Annotated in this window: 11 protein-coding genes and 1 tRNA gene; 9 read left to right on the forward strand and 3 right to left on the reverse strand. The window is 64.2% G+C overall.

Translation table 11 applies throughout. The annotated features are described in order from the left end of the window. Positions 1-341 precede the first annotated feature (341 nt). The 3 genes from MHX52_RS09730 to MHX52_RS09740 all read left to right on the forward strand — a co-directional run bounded on the left by MHX52_RS09730 (position 342) and on the right by MHX52_RS09740 (position 4,560). Positions 342-1,436 carry a hypothetical protein gene (locus tag MHX52_RS09730; RefSeq protein WP_239318013.1) on the forward strand — a complete coding sequence of 365 codons (1,095 nt, stop codon included), beginning with the start codon at positions 342-344 and terminating at the stop codon, positions 1,434-1,436. Next, positions 1,433-2,536, forward strand: a complete 1,104-nt coding sequence (locus MHX52_RS09735; protein ID WP_239318003.1) for a trypsin-like serine protease — start codon at positions 1,433-1,435, stop codon at positions 2,534-2,536. Before MHX52_RS09730 ends, MHX52_RS09735 begins: the two co-directional genes overlap by 4 nt. An 896-nt stretch (positions 2,537-3,432) precedes the next feature. Next, the gene (locus MHX52_RS09740; RefSeq protein WP_239318004.1) at positions 3,433-4,560 is read left to right on the forward strand and encodes a hypothetical protein; all 1,128 of its coding nucleotides are present in this window, start codon (positions 3,433-3,435) and stop codon (positions 4,558-4,560) included. On the opposite strand, the gene MHX52_RS09745 is transcribed toward MHX52_RS09740, so the two are convergent. Continuing rightward, positions 4,557-5,741 (reverse strand): prephenate dehydrogenase, encoded by a 1,185-nt coding sequence (locus tag MHX52_RS09745; RefSeq protein WP_239318005.1) that lies wholly within the window; start codon positions 5,739-5,741, stop codon positions 4,557-4,559. The two genes, MHX52_RS09740 and MHX52_RS09745, sit on opposite strands and share 4 nt — an antisense overlap. A 40-nt stretch (positions 5,742-5,781) precedes the next feature. On the opposite strand from MHX52_RS09745, the gene MHX52_RS09750 reads away from it, so the two are divergent. The 5 genes from MHX52_RS09750 (at position 5,782) to MHX52_RS09770 (ending at position 11,380) form a co-directional block, all read left to right on the forward strand. After that, on the forward strand, positions 5,782-6,321 hold the full coding sequence (locus MHX52_RS09750; protein WP_239318006.1) for a tRNA adenosine deaminase-associated protein: 540 nt from the start codon (positions 5,782-5,784) through the stop codon (positions 6,319-6,321). A 303-nt stretch (positions 6,322-6,624) separates the two neighbouring features. Beyond that, positions 6,625-7,053: a nucleoside deaminase gene (locus MHX52_RS09755; protein ID WP_239318015.1), complete on the forward strand. Its 429-nt coding sequence runs from the start codon at positions 6,625-6,627 to the stop codon at positions 7,051-7,053. A 533-nt stretch (positions 7,054-7,586) separates the two neighbouring features. Continuing rightward, positions 7,587-7,745 (forward strand): hypothetical protein, encoded by a 159-nt coding sequence (locus tag MHX52_RS09760; protein WP_239318007.1) that lies wholly within the window; start codon positions 7,587-7,589, stop codon positions 7,743-7,745. A gap of 134 nt (positions 7,746-7,879) precedes the next feature. Beyond that, positions 7,880-7,968 (forward strand) — tRNA-Ser (locus MHX52_RS09765). An 829-nt stretch (positions 7,969-8,797) separates the two neighbouring features. Beyond that, the gene (locus MHX52_RS09770) at positions 8,798-11,380 is read left to right on the forward strand and encodes an MMPL family transporter (RefSeq protein WP_239318008.1); all 2,583 of its coding nucleotides are present in this window, start codon (positions 8,798-8,800) and stop codon (positions 11,378-11,380) included. A gap of 18 nt (positions 11,381-11,398) precedes the next feature. Here the strand turns inward: MHX52_RS09770 and tgt are convergent, their stop codons facing one another. Together tgt and MHX52_RS09780 are read right to left on the reverse strand one after the other, a co-directional pair. Further along, on the reverse strand, positions 11,399-12,811 hold the full coding sequence (gene tgt, locus MHX52_RS09775) for a tRNA guanosine(34) transglycosylase Tgt (RefSeq protein WP_239318009.1): 1,413 nt from the start codon (positions 12,809-12,811) through the stop codon (positions 11,399-11,401). A 683-nt stretch (positions 12,812-13,494) separates the two neighbouring features. Continuing rightward, the gene (locus tag MHX52_RS09780; RefSeq protein ID WP_239318011.1) at positions 13,495-14,571 is read right to left on the reverse strand and encodes a hypothetical protein; all 1,077 of its coding nucleotides are present in this window, start codon (positions 14,569-14,571) and stop codon (positions 13,495-13,497) included. A 120-nt stretch (positions 14,572-14,691) separates the two neighbouring features. Here MHX52_RS09780 and MHX52_RS09785 point away from each other — a divergent pair. Further along, positions 14,692-15,347: glutamate--tRNA ligase family protein (locus MHX52_RS09785; protein WP_239318016.1), on the forward strand; the 656-nt coding region annotated here is incomplete at its 3' end.

Consider the following 15,347-nt stretch of genomic DNA (forward strand, 5'->3'; position numbering starts at 1 on the left):
GGGAACAGCTCGGCGGGGCGGGGAACTTAGAAGAAACTTACAGGGGGCTTGTAAATGGGCAGCAGGAAATCTTAAGAAGCGGGGATTAAAAAAGACAATCGTTCCGCATAGCGGACGCACTTTGAACTCGAGTACAGAGTTTGAGAACTCAACAGCAGACTCAATTGGGGAACTGGACCCAAGTTGTCGACTCGAGAATTGAAACTGAGAACTGAAAAGGAGACAGCCGGGTGATTAAAACACCTACTTCTAGGAGCTCCGCGACAACCCGCGGAGACCAAGCCCTCACCAGCGCAAACATCGCTGAAACGGCAGCCGACGGGGCGGCTAACGCAGAGCGCATGGAGATCTCAGCGGGAAGCAATGGCACGCAGAAGCGCCCGCGCATCCTCGGGCTCGACATCGCCCGCGGACTCGCAATCCTCGGGATGATCTACCTGCACCTCGGACATCCGCTATGGCAAACGAAGGTGATCTTGTCGGGACTCCCGGCTGCACTGTTCGCGGTGATCGCGGGCGTGACCATGATGCTCATCTGGACCAATGCAACCGCACGGGCCGCCGCGCAAGCGCAGATCTCAGCGTCGACGCACGCCGGCGTAGAACAAACGTCCACGGAGCAGGCGGTTGAGCGTCGCGCGCACAAGGCGCCCACTATGCAGACCATCGCGAAGCTCGCAGCCCGCGGGGCGCTGATCACCCTCATCGGCCTGGCGCTTCTGCCCGCTGGCGGGGAGATCCAGGTCGTGCTGGTCGTCCTCGGCGCGACGATGCTCGCCACCGCCTGGGTGCCTCCACTGCCAACGGCCGCGAAAGTCGCGCTCCTGCTGATCGCCACAGCCGCCGCCACGTGGCGCTACGCCCCACTGGAACTCCCGCTTCCGTACCCCCACCTCGCGTGGGTCGCGTACATCCTGGCTGGGATGATCCTCTTCGACGTGTACGTGGGAAAGGACGGCACGGGGGCTGGTGGCGTCACAAAGATAACAACCGCAATCGCCTGCCTCGCCGCAGCAATAGGCTTCTACCTGCGCTTTCAGACCGACCTTCCCGGCTGGGCGCGCGCGACCGGGCACACGGGCGTGCTGGGCGAGATCGTGCTCTCCATCGCCGTGGCCGCCATCGTGCTGCACCTGAGCCTGATCGTCGGGCGGCACGTAAAGGCTACGAATCCGCTGGTCGCGCTGGGTTCGATGGCGCTGACGGTGTACATCCTGCACGTGCTTACGGCTCTGTGGTGGCAGACGCACGTGTCGCTGCACTCGGACCTGTGGGCTGCGGTGTTTATCGCGGCGTTCCTGGCGTTCGCGTGGGCGTGGAAGAAGCTGGCCGCCGGGGCGGCGCGGAAGTTGTTTGCAGGGCAAGGGCCAGCGGAGCGATGCGTCGCGCAGGTGGTCCGGCTGATCGCGGGGGAACGAGGAGCGGAACGAGCATGAAGAAACTGACACTACGAACGGCAGCCATCGCGGCTGCAGCAGCCCTGTCCGGCGCGTGCGCGGCCCCCGCCAGCGCGCTGGAATACGGCGAGCACGCGCCGGACAACGCGGAATCGCGGACGGTCGCATCCCTGCGCATCGGGCGCGTTGGCAACTTCGGCGACTGCACGGGCACGCTCGTGGCCCCGCAGTGGGTGCTGACGGCGCGGCACTGCCTGGAATCTGTCTCCAACGAGGGCACGCAGGCGCGCATCGCGGGTGCTGTCTACGATGCTGATTCGTGGTCGCTGTCGCCTGTTATGGACGCCGGGCTCTTGCACCTCACCAAGCCCGTCGAGGGAGTTACCCCGGCGGAGCTGGCCGATAGCATGCCGGGCGTGGGCGACGGGGGGAATCTCTACGGCTGGAGCAGCAGCTCGCTGATGGCGCGCAAGGGCGATCTGCCGGTGGCGCGGATGCGAGTGCGGGAGGTTCTCGCTGGGCCGGGCGCGGGCGGCGGGGCCATGCCGGAGCCCGGATCCCCTGCCCCCGGCACCGCCGTGCCAGGCCAGTCGGGCAAGTCGGGTAAGCCAGACACGCCGACCTCGGAGGCCTCCGGAAAGTCCAGCGCGCCGAAGTCTTCAGCTTCCGCGGAAGCCGCAAACCCCGAAGGCGTGGAGTCTGTCCCCGCCGAGATCGCCATGGGCGGTGGGGAGGTTTCTGCAGGTGAGGCGGGTGGCGTCATGCCAAAAATCGTCGGGGGAATCCTCGAGGCAGAGTCCCTCTCGCGCGCTGCGATGCAGGGCGGCGACTCGGGCGCACCGTTCTTCGTCGGCGGCAAACTCGCCGGCCTCGCGACCGCGGGGACGGCCAACGGAGACCCGGACTTGCCCTCGCCGACGGCGGCCATCACCACGCTTTCGGACGCCGCAGCCTGGATCGAGGACGTCACCAGCGGGCGCGACACGTCCAGCGTGCTGACAGCGGACACCACTCCTGCTCCGCCGAAAACGCCGCAGACCAGCGGAGATTACGTCGGGCGGTATCTTGCGGTGGCTGCGGCCGGGCTGGTGCTGGCGCTCGCGCTGGGCTGGTTCGGCGGACGGAAGATGTCGAAGTAGGTCCAGCTGCCGGGCAGGTCTAGCTGGCGGACCGGCCTAGCTGGCGGGCAGGAGGCGTTCGCGCCGGGCCTGACCGGCGCCTGACGCCGTGCCGAGCCTGACCCTGCGGGCAGGATGTCCCAAATTCCACGTCTTAAAATATAACTATTCTGTTTATGCAGGTCAGAGGTCTGCGAAATTTGGTCGCAAACCCGCTACTTCCAATAACTCGAAGATTTGGGACATTTCTCCCCCGAGGCTGTGGCTGCAGTGCGCCTGTAGCAAGTCCGTGGGCGCGTTGGTGGCAGGTCTGCAGGCAGATGCGGTGGGGGTTGGTTTCAGGTCGAAGCGCTGTAAGCGCCATAGACGGCCGAAACCGGGGCAGGGGATACCTGGGTAGGGGTGTGAAAATGCGCCCCTCATTCGGGAATTGCCTAAGGTCGGGCTTTTTGGAGGCCTGGCGCGAAGGGGGATGTCCCAAATCTTCCACTCTGTTTTTATAACTATCTGTTTGCGCAGGTCAGGGGCGTGTAAAATTTTGCTGCAAGTTTGCTTTTCGTCGAAAGTGGAAGATTTGGGACATCTGGGCTTTCGCAAACGCTTCCGCCGGAGCTGAAGGTGGGCCAAGCGGGCTCAAATGAGAGGGGGGCGGTCGGTTTTGAGGGGGAGTTGGCGGTTTTGAGGCGAAGCTGGGGAGGTCTACGGCGAGTTTTGCTACTGGAGAAGTAAGCATGTCGTCGCCGGAGGTTAAGAGTATTGCCGGAGGGGGTTAAGAGTCTCGGCAACGGGAGTGTATGGGGCGCGAGCCTGGGTATTCCTGGCTAGACTGAACGCGATCGCTCTCGGAATCGTCAAGCGGTGGAGGTTGCGCCGCTGAGGTGGAAGAGGTTAAGGAAATAGCTGGTCAAGGAGGGAAAATGGCGAGCAATGAGCGCCCCGATGGCGCTCCGCGTCGCTCTCAGGGCTGGCGTGGGATGTACACGGGCGAGCCGGAGACGCAGACGGGTGCGCAGCAGGGGGCTGCCGGTGGGCAGGCCGAGGCGCAAGCTGCATCCGCCGGGCAAGCTGCCGGCGGCCGCGGCGCACGCCGCGGCGGCGTCGTCGCAGGCCTCGCAGTGGGAGCCGCCGTCCTTGCCATCACGGTCGGTTTGGTGATGGGGCTAAGCGGCGGGGAAGGGGGCGTCACTAAGAAGGGCGAAGAGAGCGCACCCGCCGCCAACACTGCCGCCGCACCCTACACCGGCGACACCGAAGGCGCCGACGCTACCCCGCCGACCGACGAGGAACAGCAGCAGAAGCTCGACAAGCTCGCAGCCGACATCGCCAAGAAGAACAACGTGCAGGTCGGCGTGGCAATCCTCGGGGAGAACGGTCCGCTGCACGCGGGCAAGCTCAACGAGGAGGGCGCCTGGTCGACCATCAAGGTGCCGATCGCAGGCGCGGTCGAGGAAAAGCTGCGCCACGCGGAAGCCCACGGCCAGCCCGCCCCGCGTGCCGCGATGGAAGCCGACATGGACGCGGCGATCCACTATTCGGATAATGACGCCGCGTTTCGGCTCTGGATGTATGTCGGCGACGGCTCGGACCGTACCGCCTCCTACAAAGTGCGCGATTACATGCACCGCGTAGGCGACCCGACGAACGCGGCGAAGCAGTTTGAAGATGGGGTCTACATCGGGTTCGGCGCGATTAAGTGGAAGCTGACGGACCAGGTGAAATTCATGAACGGGTTCCGGTGCATGAATGGCTCCGACAAGGTGCTGACGCGCATGGAGCACATCATCCCGGAGCACAGCTATGGGCTGGCGAAAATCAAGGGCGCGCAGTTTAAGGGCGGCTGGGGCCCGGAGCCGGACGGGCGGTTCATCTACCGGCAGCTGGGGCTGGTGCCTGGCCCGAACGGGGAAATGACCCCCGTGGCAATTATGGCGATCCCCAACGATGGGTTGGAGCCGACTGCGTGGGCGGGCGCAGATTCCCTGGCGAAGAAGCTGCCTGACGTGCTGGAAGGCGCCCCGCCGGCGAAGACAAAGGACGACTGCTAGAAAATGCCGATCTGCGCGCCCATGGACTCCGCCGAGCGAAGCTGATCCAGCCAACCCGGCGCCCCCGGCCGCACGCGGATAATCGGCCGGTTGGAAGCATCGCCCTTGTTGCGGCCTGCCCGCGCTTCGAAGCGCCCGCGTGCGGCGTGGCCATCCTCGGCAAGGGTTTTCAGGGACCGATCCGGGTGGGCAATATCCTCCCGCGCACCCTGCAGCAGCTCGATGGTCTGGTCCAAGGCCTCCAGCACGGCAGGGCGGTTGTTCTCCACCATCGCGCGCACCAGATCCGGATCCGTGCCAGCCACGCGCGTGCCGTCGCGGAAACTTGACGCCGCCAGGCTCAGCGCCAGCGGACCTCCACTATCGCCGGCGACTGCCAGCGCCTCGGCGAGGATGTGCGGCAAGTGGCTGACACGCCCCACGGCGCTGTCATGCCGGCGCGCGATGGCGGGGATTACCGACGCGCCGACCTCCTCGGCCAGCCCGACCACGCGCACCCACGTATCCAGCCAGCGCTTGCTGGTCGCGTCGGCGTCGGCGCTGGGAGCCTCTGCCGTGCTGGAACTTGCACCTGCGGACGCGCCTGCCGCGCTGGAACCCGTGCCTGCCGCTGCGCCCGAAGTCGCGCCGCCGCCTGCCGCGCTGGAACCTGCGTCGCCCGCGCCTGCGCGAGCCCCCGCGAGCTCGCGCGCGTTGTCATACGTCACGACCCACACGGCACCCCGGAACAGCCCGTGCATCGTCGCCTGCCAGCCCGAGTTTGCGGTGCCAGCCATCGGATGCCCACCCACGAAGCGATCGGACATGCCCTTCGCCTCCACGAGGTCGTGCACTTCCTGCTTCACACTGGTCACGTCAGTAAAGCCGCAGGTCGGGGCGTGCTGAGATATGGCGTCAAGAAGAAAAGACAGCGCGGGCATCGGCACGCCAAGGATCAAGAGCGCATCGGCTTCCTCGGCGCGGCGGAGCGTTGCCTCGAGGTCGCCCGACACGTCGTAGCCATCGCGGCGCGCTCGGGTGACGGTTTTCTCCGACCGATTCCAGCCGAACACGGGCCAGCCGGCGGCCTGCGCATCGCGCATCAGCGAACCGCCGATCAGCCCCAGACCCAGGATGCATAGCGGACGGCGATCCTCGGGGAGGGTGCTCAGGCGGTAGTCGGAAGAAATTTCGTGGCTCACGCTACCCAGTGTTCCACAAAGCAGACTAGCGTTGGGGGACATGAGCACCGACAGCTTCGATAACGGCAGCAGCGACGGCGGCGACGGCGGCGGCGACCTGACCTTCGCCGTCTCCGCCATCCGCACCGACGGCCACTGGCACCTGCGCGAACTCCCCACCCGCGCAACGGAAAGCCTGCCTGACCTCATCGCGGAGTTGCGGGCTTCGCGTGCGGAAGGCCCGATCGTGGGGCTGCTGTGCATCGAGGACGACTGGTCCGTTGTGCTCCGCCCGGTGCCGAGCGGCGTGCGGATCTTACTTAGTGACGCCACCGCCGCGTTGGATTACGACATTGCCAGCGAGGTGCTGGACACCCTGGACATTGACGAGCCTTCGGAAGAGGAGGCCGACGCTTCAGATGACCCGTGGCCCGAGGGCGACTTCGACCTGCTGGAGGACTTGGGTGCGAGCGAGCAGATAATGTCCATCATCTTCTACGACGATGACCTGTACGGGGCGGAGCAGGTTCTGCGCGTGGCGGACGAGCTGGGCTTCGCCGACGAGCTGGCGGACCTGGTGGGCGTGGAGCTGGAGTTCTAGCCGGTGGGGGTGGAGGGCGCGCCGGGCGCGTGGGGTGGTGCCGAGCCAGCTGAGATGCGCGATGGGGCTGAAGTGCGTGACGCAGCTGAGTTGCGCGATGGGGCTGAGCTGTGTGGCGAGCGGCGCGGGGCTGGCGTTGAGGCGTGCGCGTGCGGCGGGGCTGGCGTACGCGGTGATGCTGAGGCGCGCGGTGGGTTGCCAGGCGCGTGCAGCGGGGCTGGCGTACGCGGTGATGCTGAGGCTCAGGCGTGCGTGGGCGGCGGATTGCCGCAGGTCGCCGGGGCTGCGCGCGCGGAAGCGCTGATGCGCCGCGCCCTGGACATCGCTGCGGAGACTCCCGCCGGGGACGTTCCCGTCGGAGCTGTGATTCTCGGCCCGGACGGGCGGGAACTCGGGCGGGGCGTTAACCGGCGCGAAGCCGACAATGATCCCACCGCACACGCGGAGATCCTCGCCATCCGGGAAGCCGTGCAGGAGCTCGGGGACGCCTGGCGGCTGGAAAACTGCACGTTGGTCGTCACCCTGGAACCCTGCGCCATGTGTGCGGGGGCGCTGGTCGGGGCGCGAATTGGCAGTATCATCTTCGGAGCCTACGAGCCCCGGACCGGGGCATGCGGCAGCGTCTGGGATGTGCCGCGGGAGTCCCCACTGCACTGGGCGGAGGTCCGCGGAGGCGTGCTGGCCGGGGAATGCGAAGAACTGCTGCGGCAGTTCTTCGCCCGCCTGCGCTAAGCGCGCGAGCCCGCGCTTGCCCGCCCGCCCGCGCACGGGCGCGCCCCGCCCGTGCTGGATATGCTGAGAGGGAGCCCCTGCTCCTGGATAATTCGCCTATCCAGGAGCAGGGGCTTTACTTCTTGCGGTTCTTCCACGGCGCGCCCGTGCGCGTGCTGGATATGCTTGACCCGCGCGCCTGCGCTGGCGCCTCCGCCGGGTGTGCCCGACTCGTATTGCTCGGTTGCTGGAATTCTCCGTGGCCGACGCAGTCCCCGGACATCCCCGCCTACTCAGGCTGCGAGGCCCAAGGGAGGGGTGAGGATGCGGAGGATGAGGGGGCGTCAATAAGTGTTATAGAAAATTAATAAGTGGTTCTGAACAGTGCTTTTGCGATCGGAGTGGGCGTCTGAAGGCTGGGAAGACGGCTCGGTGGTGGCGAGAATGGCAGAACGAACCTACGTTGGAAATCGAGCGTCCTGGTCGTACGAATGCTGCGGCTGGGGCGCACAAATTAGAACAAAGTTAGTGGCAATAGACACAAGGAGAGATCAATGGATCTGAACAAGGCAAAGGACATGGCAGGCGAGCACCGCGACAAGATTCAGGACGGTGCTGAGAAGGCCATCGACGGCAAGCTGGACGGCGACAAGGCTGACAAGGCCAAGGACGGCCTGAACAAGGGCATGGACAAGCTCCTCGGCGACAAGTAAGTCCGAAACCGCTAAGGCGGGAGCCCGCTGCGAACTGGTTGAGGTTCGTGGCGGGCTTTCGCGTGTGTAGGGCGGGGTTTTGTTGCGAAAATGTGGGGGTGTTACGCTAGTACGAGTCTGCAATCGCTGACTATGGTGGCGTGTCCGAGCGGCCGAAGGTGCTCGCCTCGAAAGCGAGTGTTGTTAGTAGCAACCGAGGGTTCAAATCCCTCCGCCACCGCCAAAATTTTTTACCGCGTGCTGTTTTCCGGTTAAACACTGGGAGGCGGCGCGCGGTTTTTGCGTGCGCGGGGGCTTGGGTTCTGGTGCGCGAGGTGCGCGACCGGGTGCGTAGGGCTGGGAATGAGGGTCGCCGAGGTGGGGATGTCCCAAATTCCACGTATTAGAATATAACTATTCTGTTTACGCAGGTCAGAGGGGCGCAAATTTTGGCTTCAGATATGCTACTTTCAATAACTCGAAGATTTGGGACATTGAGTCGGAGGCAAGGGGCTCGCGGCGGAAAATGGGCAGGTTTTGGCGAAATTAGGGCGCTCTATTGGGGAGGTAAGAGAGGGCGAAGCGCTGTAAGCGCCGTAGACGGCCTGAAAGTGGCTGGGGGATACCTCAATAAGGGTGCAAAACTGCGTCCCGCATTTGGGAAATGCACCGAAAAGGGCACTTGGGAGGTGTGGTGAGCGGTTGTGGACATGGGAAAGTGTCCCAAATCTTCCACTCTGTTTTTATAACTTTCTGTTTCCGCAGGTCAGAAGGTTGCGAAAATTTGCCGCAAACCTGCTACCCGCCGAAAGTGGAAGATTTGGGACATTTGCCCTTGGGTTGAGCGCGATGGGGAAGTTGGAAGCGCGCCTAGAAGGAGGGGACGAAAGGTCCGCCCGGAAGCTTTAGCAACACACGTCACACCTGTCACAACCCACCTGGGCTTTTGGCTACTGTAGGATGTATATTTCGAGAACTGTCTGCGGCGTGGGAAGCCGCAACCACAAACGCAAGACTGCGCGAACGCAAGACGCAAAACAGAACGAACATCCCAGCCGGCGGAAGGTCAACCAGTGGCGAAAATCCTGTTTAACCTCGGACGATGGTCCTACCTGCACAAGAAGCGGGTGATCGCCGCCTGGCTGTTACTGTTCGTCGGCATCGCGGCAGCAGCGCTGGGATTCCAAAAGGGCTTCAACGACATCTTCGAAATCAAAGATGTGCCCTCCACGCACGCCACGGAAATGCTCCAAGAGAAATTCCCGGGCACCAAAAACCCCGCCGAATCCACCGACGTCAACATAGTCTTCGGAGCCCCGGAGGGGAAGAAACTCGAAGACCCAGAGCTGATGGCGGCAATGGATGAGACGGTGGCGTCATTAAGAAATAACGTGCCCGACTTCAAAGAGGGCATGCAGTTCGGCAACCCCGTAGAGCTCAACGACAAGCTGGGCAAGATGCTCGTCGACCAGATGACGAAGCAGGGCATGCCCGAAGCCACCGCGAAATCCGACGCGGAGAACCTGCGGATGTACTCCGCCGACGGGCGCTACGGCACCATGACCTTCAGCTACGACGTGCCGCTGCCCGCCGACGTGACCGACGAGGATCGGCAGGCGGTGTACGACGCGATCCAGATTTCGCGCGACGCGGGCATGGACGTGGAGGTCGGCGGCCCCGGCTTCGGCGACCCCATCGCCGTCGAGCCGATCTCGGAGATCGCGGGTGTGGTGGTCGCGCTGATCATCCTGTTCTTCACGTTCGGTTCGCTGCTGGCGGCGGGGCTGCCGCTGGCTACCGCGATCGTGGGCGTGGGTATTGGCGCTCTGGTGACGGTGGGTGCGACGGCGGTGCTGCCGCTGAACTCCATCACGCCGACGCTGGGCCTAATGATCGGCCTGGCGGTCGGCATCGACTACGCGCTGTTCATCATGTCGCGCTACCGCGACGAGCTGCGGCAGGGGCGGTCACGCCCGGATGCGATTGGCCTGGCCGCGGGAACTGCGGGTTCGGCGGTGGTGTTCGCGGGTCTGACGGTGACGATCGCGCTGGTCGGCCTGCGCCTGGCAGACATTCCGTTCCTGTCGTACATGGGTTACTTCGCGGCGATCAGCGTGATGGTCGCGGTGGCTGTGGCGCTGACGTTCTTGCCCGCGCTGCTGGGGGCGTGTGGCTCGCGGGTCTTTCGTAAGGACGCCACGTTTGGGCAGCAGTACGCCTCCGCCCTCGTGGGGGAGGATGCGGCGCACGGGTATTTCACGGGCGGTCCGGCGGGGCGCGGGCGTGCGGTCCGCGTTGGCGGGGATGACGGGGAGCGCCAGCGCGCGGGCGACGGTCAGCACAAGCAAGGCCTGGCGAGCCGCTGGATCAAGCTGGTCTACAGCTTCCCTGGAATTTCCATTGCAGTGGTGATGCTGGTGCTGGCCGCGCTGACTCTCCCGGCGCTGAACCTGCAGCTTTCGCTGCCGAATGATAAGACGGCGAACGTGGACTCCACGCAGCGGAAGTCTGCCGAGATGCTCGAGGAAGGCTTCGGCCCAGGCCGCAACGCTCCGTTCCTGGTGGTCGTTAACGGCGAGAACGCAAACCCGGATTCGCCGGCGCTCGCCACCTACATTCAGGGCCAGGCGGACGCGCAGGGTGGCGGCGGAGATGCGCAGGACGCGCCGGGCGCGGAGGCTGGCCAGGGCGCTGGCGACAAGACCAAGGCCGCGGCGCAGGCGTCATTTATCTATGCGATGGAGAACCTCGGCAGCAACATTCATGTGAAGCACGCGCAGCTCATCGGCCAGAGCGAGGATGGGCTCGCCGCGCAGCTGCTGATCACGCCCGAAGGTGGGCCGACCGAAGAGGGCACCGCCACGCTCATCCACGCGCTGCGCGGACAGCAGAACGTGATCGAGAAGGAAACCGGCGTGGACATGGGCATCACCGGCCTGATCCCCATCCAGCAGGACGTCACCGACCAACTGTCGGACGCCATGCCGATATACCTCCTGCTGGTCGTCGGGCTGGCGCTCGTGCTGCTGCTGATGATCTTCCGCAGCATCACCGTGCCGATCATGGCGGCACTCGGATTCCTGCTCTCCGTCGGCGGCGCTTTCGGGCTGACCGTGCTGGTCTGGCAGGAAGGCTGGGCCGGGCTGTGGAACTCGCCGGGGCCGCTGATCAGCTTCATGCCGATCTTCCTCATCGGCGTGACCTTCGGACTGGCGATGGATTACCAAATGTTCATCGTGTCGCGCATGCGAGAACGCTTCAAGCACGAATCCTTCGAGGCCGCGAAGACCTCCAAGTACACGCCCGTTGAAGACTCCGTGATCTTCGGCTTCGGCATGGGTGCGAAGGTCGTGACCGTGGCGGCGCTGATCATGATCGGCGTGTTCGCCAGCTTCATCTTCCAGCCTCTGCCGTTCGTGCAGATCTTCGGCTTCGCGCTAGGCGCCGCCGTGCTGTTCGACGCCTTCCTCGTGCGCATGACCTTCATCCCCGCCATGATGGTGCTACTTGGAAAGGCCACCTGGTACATGCCCAAGTGGCTGGACCGCATACTGCCGACCTTCGACGTTGAAGGCTCGCAGCTGGAGCGCGATTTCCGCTCCGGCGAGATCCAGCGCTTCGACGACGAAGGGCGTGCGCTGGAGCCGGCGCGCTAGCGGCGGCTCCCGCAAACGCTAACCCAGCCGCTCCCGCCATGCCGGGCCGTAGTAGCGCCCCATGAACTCCTCCCGGAACTCATAGAAACGCCCCTGCTCCATGGACTCGCGAATCCGGTCCACCAACCCCACCATGAAATGCAGATTATGCAGGGTGCACAACGTCCCGGCCAGATACTCCTTCGCCTTTAGCAGGTGGTGAATATAAGCGCGCGAATAATTCTCCGAGACATAACCGCCTACTGCGGCGTCAATAGGAGAGAAATCCCTCTTAAACCGCGCACCCATAAGATTCAGCCGACCGTCCAGCGTGTACACGCCACCGCGGCGGCCCAGGCGAGTCGGCGCGACGCAATCGAACGTATCCGCGCCGGCCTCAATCGCCGTGAACAGGTCATCCGGCTCCGAAATGCCGAGCAAGTGGCGGGGTTTATCCTCCGGCAGCTCCTCGGCGACCCAGCGGACGATCGTGCCGAGGTTCTCCTTCTCCAGCGCGCCGCCGATGCCGAAGCCGCCGAAACCGCGGTTGCCCTGCGCCTCCGCCTCCTCGGACAGCTGCACCAGCCCGCGCGCGGCCTGCCTGCGCAGATCCTCGTACTGCGCGCCCTGCACCACACCCCACAGAGACTGCGGTGGGCGGTGCGTGCGCAAGTCCGTGAGGCGCTGGTGCTCCGCCAGGCAACGACGAGCCCAGCGATGCGTGCGTGCGACGGATTGCTCCTGGTAGGGGCGGGTATTCACCAGCGTGGTGAGCTCGTCGAACGCGAACATAATGTCCGCGCCCAGTTGGTGCTGGATCTGCATCGACACCTCAGGGGTGAAGCGGTGCTTGCTGCCGTCGATGACGCTGCGGAAATCTACGCCGTCCTCGTCCACCACGGCCATGCGCTTTTTCTGCTGCTGGATGATGTCCGCCTCGCTGCGGCCTTTTGTGTCCATGGCCAGGACTTTCTTGTAGCCCACGCCGAGACTCATGACCTGGAAGCCGCCGGAGTCCGTGTACGTCGGCCCGTGCCAGTTCTCGAAGGTCGCGAGCCCGCCGGCCTCGTCCACGATGTCCGGGCCCGGCTGCAGGTAAAGGTGGTACGCGTTGGAGAGCATCGCCTGCGCGCCCGTCGACCGCACCTGCTCGGGCGTGAGGGTCTTGACCGTTGCTTTTGTCGCCACCGGGATGAACGCTGGGGTGTGGATGTTCCCATGCGGAGTCTTTATGACGCCCGTACGCCCCAGCCCGCCCGCGCTTGCGCTTCCGGCTCCGCCCGCGCCTCCGTCTACTCGCGCGCTTGCGCCCGCGCTTCCAGCTGCGCCTGCGTTTCCGGCCGCGCCCGCGTCTGCACTGTCGCTATCGCGCAGCCGGGTGCGCACCTCGAAGGATAGGTCTGCGGCGCCCGCGCCCGCGTCCGCGCTGGTGTTTTCCTGATTGTCGGCCATGGCGCCCTATTTTATCTTCCTCTTCCGCCGGCGCCCCTTTCCGCGCCGCCGATTCCCCATCCCACACCGCCGATTTCCCCTCCAACACCACCGAATCCCTCTTCCACGCCACCGATTCCCTCCCTTGCATTGCCGAATCTCCCTCCCGCGCCTATTCTCCGCACCCATTCCTCCCCATTCCCATGCCCAGGTTTCCACGCTGTCACATGAGCCCCACTGGCCCCACTCTCCGCCCAGGCTCGCCAGCCAAGCGCTTCCCCCTCCTCGGTTGATGCCTAGCTGACGTCACATCAGCCCCACTGGCCTCAGAGCTGCCGTGCGCCAGGGTGGGCTAAAACGCAAATGTCCCAAATCTTCCACTTTCGGCAGGTAGCAAGTCTGAAGTAAAAATTGATACCCCTTTTGACCTGCGCAAATAGAAAGTTATAAAAACAGAGTGGAAGATTTGGGACATTTGGCTGCCTAAGTGTCGGAAATCTTGCAAAACGGCAATCGCTCGTCAGGCTGATCGGCGCACCCTGAACCCTCTCAGCGCGAAGAAAGTCGCTTAAACGGGCTTAGAATCGCCCTGCCGGATTTGGCGTCTTCCAAGCCGACTCGATGTATGTCTTGCCGGCGAACTTATTCCCGCGCTGAGGCTATTCTTCCTCCTTAGGAAAGCAATTGCCTCCAGTCAGGAGCTGCTATTCCCACGCTGGGACGCCTCCCCGGTAGTTGGTGGCGGGGAACTCGAGCCCTTGTCGTGTCATTTGCTGATGGATTCTGCAGATGTCCGCCACGGCACTGCCATCTCGGAAGTTATTGCGATCCACCCGGTAAATGCGCAGGCCCAGGTTCTGCAGTTTCCGCTCGCGTTCGCGCTCGCTAAGGATCTGCCGCGCGGCGAAAACCTCTTCGTTGATCACGCTGCCCGTGTCCAGCGTAAAGCTGGCGTCCGCGTCAGTTACGCCGGGTTGGTACTTGCCTTGACCGTCGTACTCGATTACCAGCCCGCAGGGGTAGAAAAAGTCCACGCGACCTGCGAAGTAACCCTCGTAGTGCAGCTCCACCTGCTGAAGAGGAGCAGGCAGCCCGGCCTCCCACAGTTTTACCTTTAACTCAGATTCCCGCGGGCTTTCGGAGGCGCCGTTGATCAGTCGAAGAGCTTTCGTGACCTCGCTGAAACCTCGTAGATTCAGCGCGGAATGTAGGCATTCACGAACTTCTGCAATAAACACTTCTACTGCGTGGTTGTCGTATTTCGTGCGAACAATCGACTCTGCTGCGACGACCGCATCCGTCACACTATGCCACCGGGCTAGGTCGATTATTGAGTCGAGTATGCCGGTTAGGCGAATTTCGCGCGGACCGTTGGCGGTGGTGATCTGTATTTCATCCGATCTCTGCCTCGAGCCAGCGTGCAGTGGTCGGATGATCCGGTTGTTGGAAACCTTGCGAGTTCCCGTCGGTGGGTAGTACCCGATCTCCGCGTTCGGGTCCGCCCGCCCCGCGATCGGCAGCCCGTGCAGCAGCGCCGCAGAACGCCCGCACAGCACGCCGTTTGTGCAGCTCAGGCCGTGTGCGATCGCATGGAGACGTACCTTTTCGTCACGCGGCAGCGCATCCCAGTGCACCCGCTCGGCGTAGATCCCAGGCGCAACCTTATAGTGACGCCGCCCGCGCGCCAGCCCTCGCCGCGCACCGCTCGGAAGCTCTTTCGCCTCGATGAGCAGCGTTGTTGTTGTCTTTTCTTTCTGACGCCCCCACGCCAACGGATCCACATTTCCCCCACACGTTGAGCTTTCCCCTTGGCTTCAAAGTATCGCAGAAAAGTATTGCAGAAAAGTAGTGCAGATCCAGGGGTAGCCTTGCCAGGGAAACGAGAAGTAGGAGGCGACGGCATGGTGCGAGCAGCGGAGGCGGCGATAGCGGAGCAGGTGGACAGCCGGGCGGGGGAGACGGCGCAAGCGCAGAAAGCGGAGAGCCGAGGGGCGGGGCGGTACGCGCCCAGCCCCTCGGGGGATCTACACCTGGGGAATTTCCGGACTGCCGTGCTGGCATGGCTGTTCGCTAAGCACGAAGGGCGCGAGTTCCGGATGCGGATCGACGACATTGATGCTCAACGCTCGTCGGAAGAAAGTGCAAAACAGCAACTACTGGATCTTGCGACTATGGGGATTGGGTACGAGGGGAGGCTGTGGCGTCAACAAGAGTGCTGGTCAGAGTACGAAACAGCGCTACAGGACCTGCGAGAAAAGGGGCTTGTGTACGAGTGCTACTGCTCGCGGAAGGACATCGCCGAGGCGGTCCGCGCGCCGCACGCCGCGCCGGGAGCGTACCCGGGAACGTGCCGCGACCTGGGAGAATCGGAGCGGGAGGCCAAGCGCGCAGAATTGGCGGAGCGGGGGCGAGTGCCGGCGTTGCGGCTGCGCGCGGGCGTGGCCGAGTGGGAAGTGCGCGAGCGGTTCGCCGTGTCAGGCGGGGTGTACCGCGGGGCGGTGGATGACATGGTGCTGCGGCGCGGCGGGAACGCGCCGAAGGGATCGGGGGCGCGGGG

This window comes from Corynebacterium sp. ACRQJ (genome assembly GCF_022346045.1).
Lineage (GTDB): Bacteria > Actinomycetota > Actinomycetes > Mycobacteriales > Mycobacteriaceae > Corynebacterium > Corynebacterium evansiae.

Coding starts and splice junctions, on each gene's coding strand:
- MHX52_RS09730 (WP_239318013.1), top strand. CDS start 342: ATGGAGATCTCAGCGGGAAGCAATGGCACGCAGAAGCGCCCGCGCATC.
- MHX52_RS09735 (WP_239318003.1), top strand. CDS start 1,433: ATGAAGAAACTGACACTACGAACGGCAGCCATCGCGGCTGCAGCAGCC.
- MHX52_RS09740 (WP_239318004.1), top strand. CDS start 3,433: ATGGCGAGCAATGAGCGCCCCGATGGCGCTCCGCGTCGCTCTCAGGGC.
- MHX52_RS09750 (WP_239318006.1), top strand. CDS start 5,782: ATGAGCACCGACAGCTTCGATAACGGCAGCAGCGACGGCGGCGACGGC.
- MHX52_RS09755 (WP_239318015.1), top strand. CDS start 6,625: ATGCGCCGCGCCCTGGACATCGCTGCGGAGACTCCCGCCGGGGACGTT.
- MHX52_RS09760 (WP_239318007.1), top strand. CDS start 7,587: ATGGATCTGAACAAGGCAAAGGACATGGCAGGCGAGCACCGCGACAAG.
- tgt (WP_239318009.1), bottom strand. CDS start 12,811: ATGGCCGACAATCAGGAAAACACCAGCGCGGACGCGGGCGCGGGCGCC.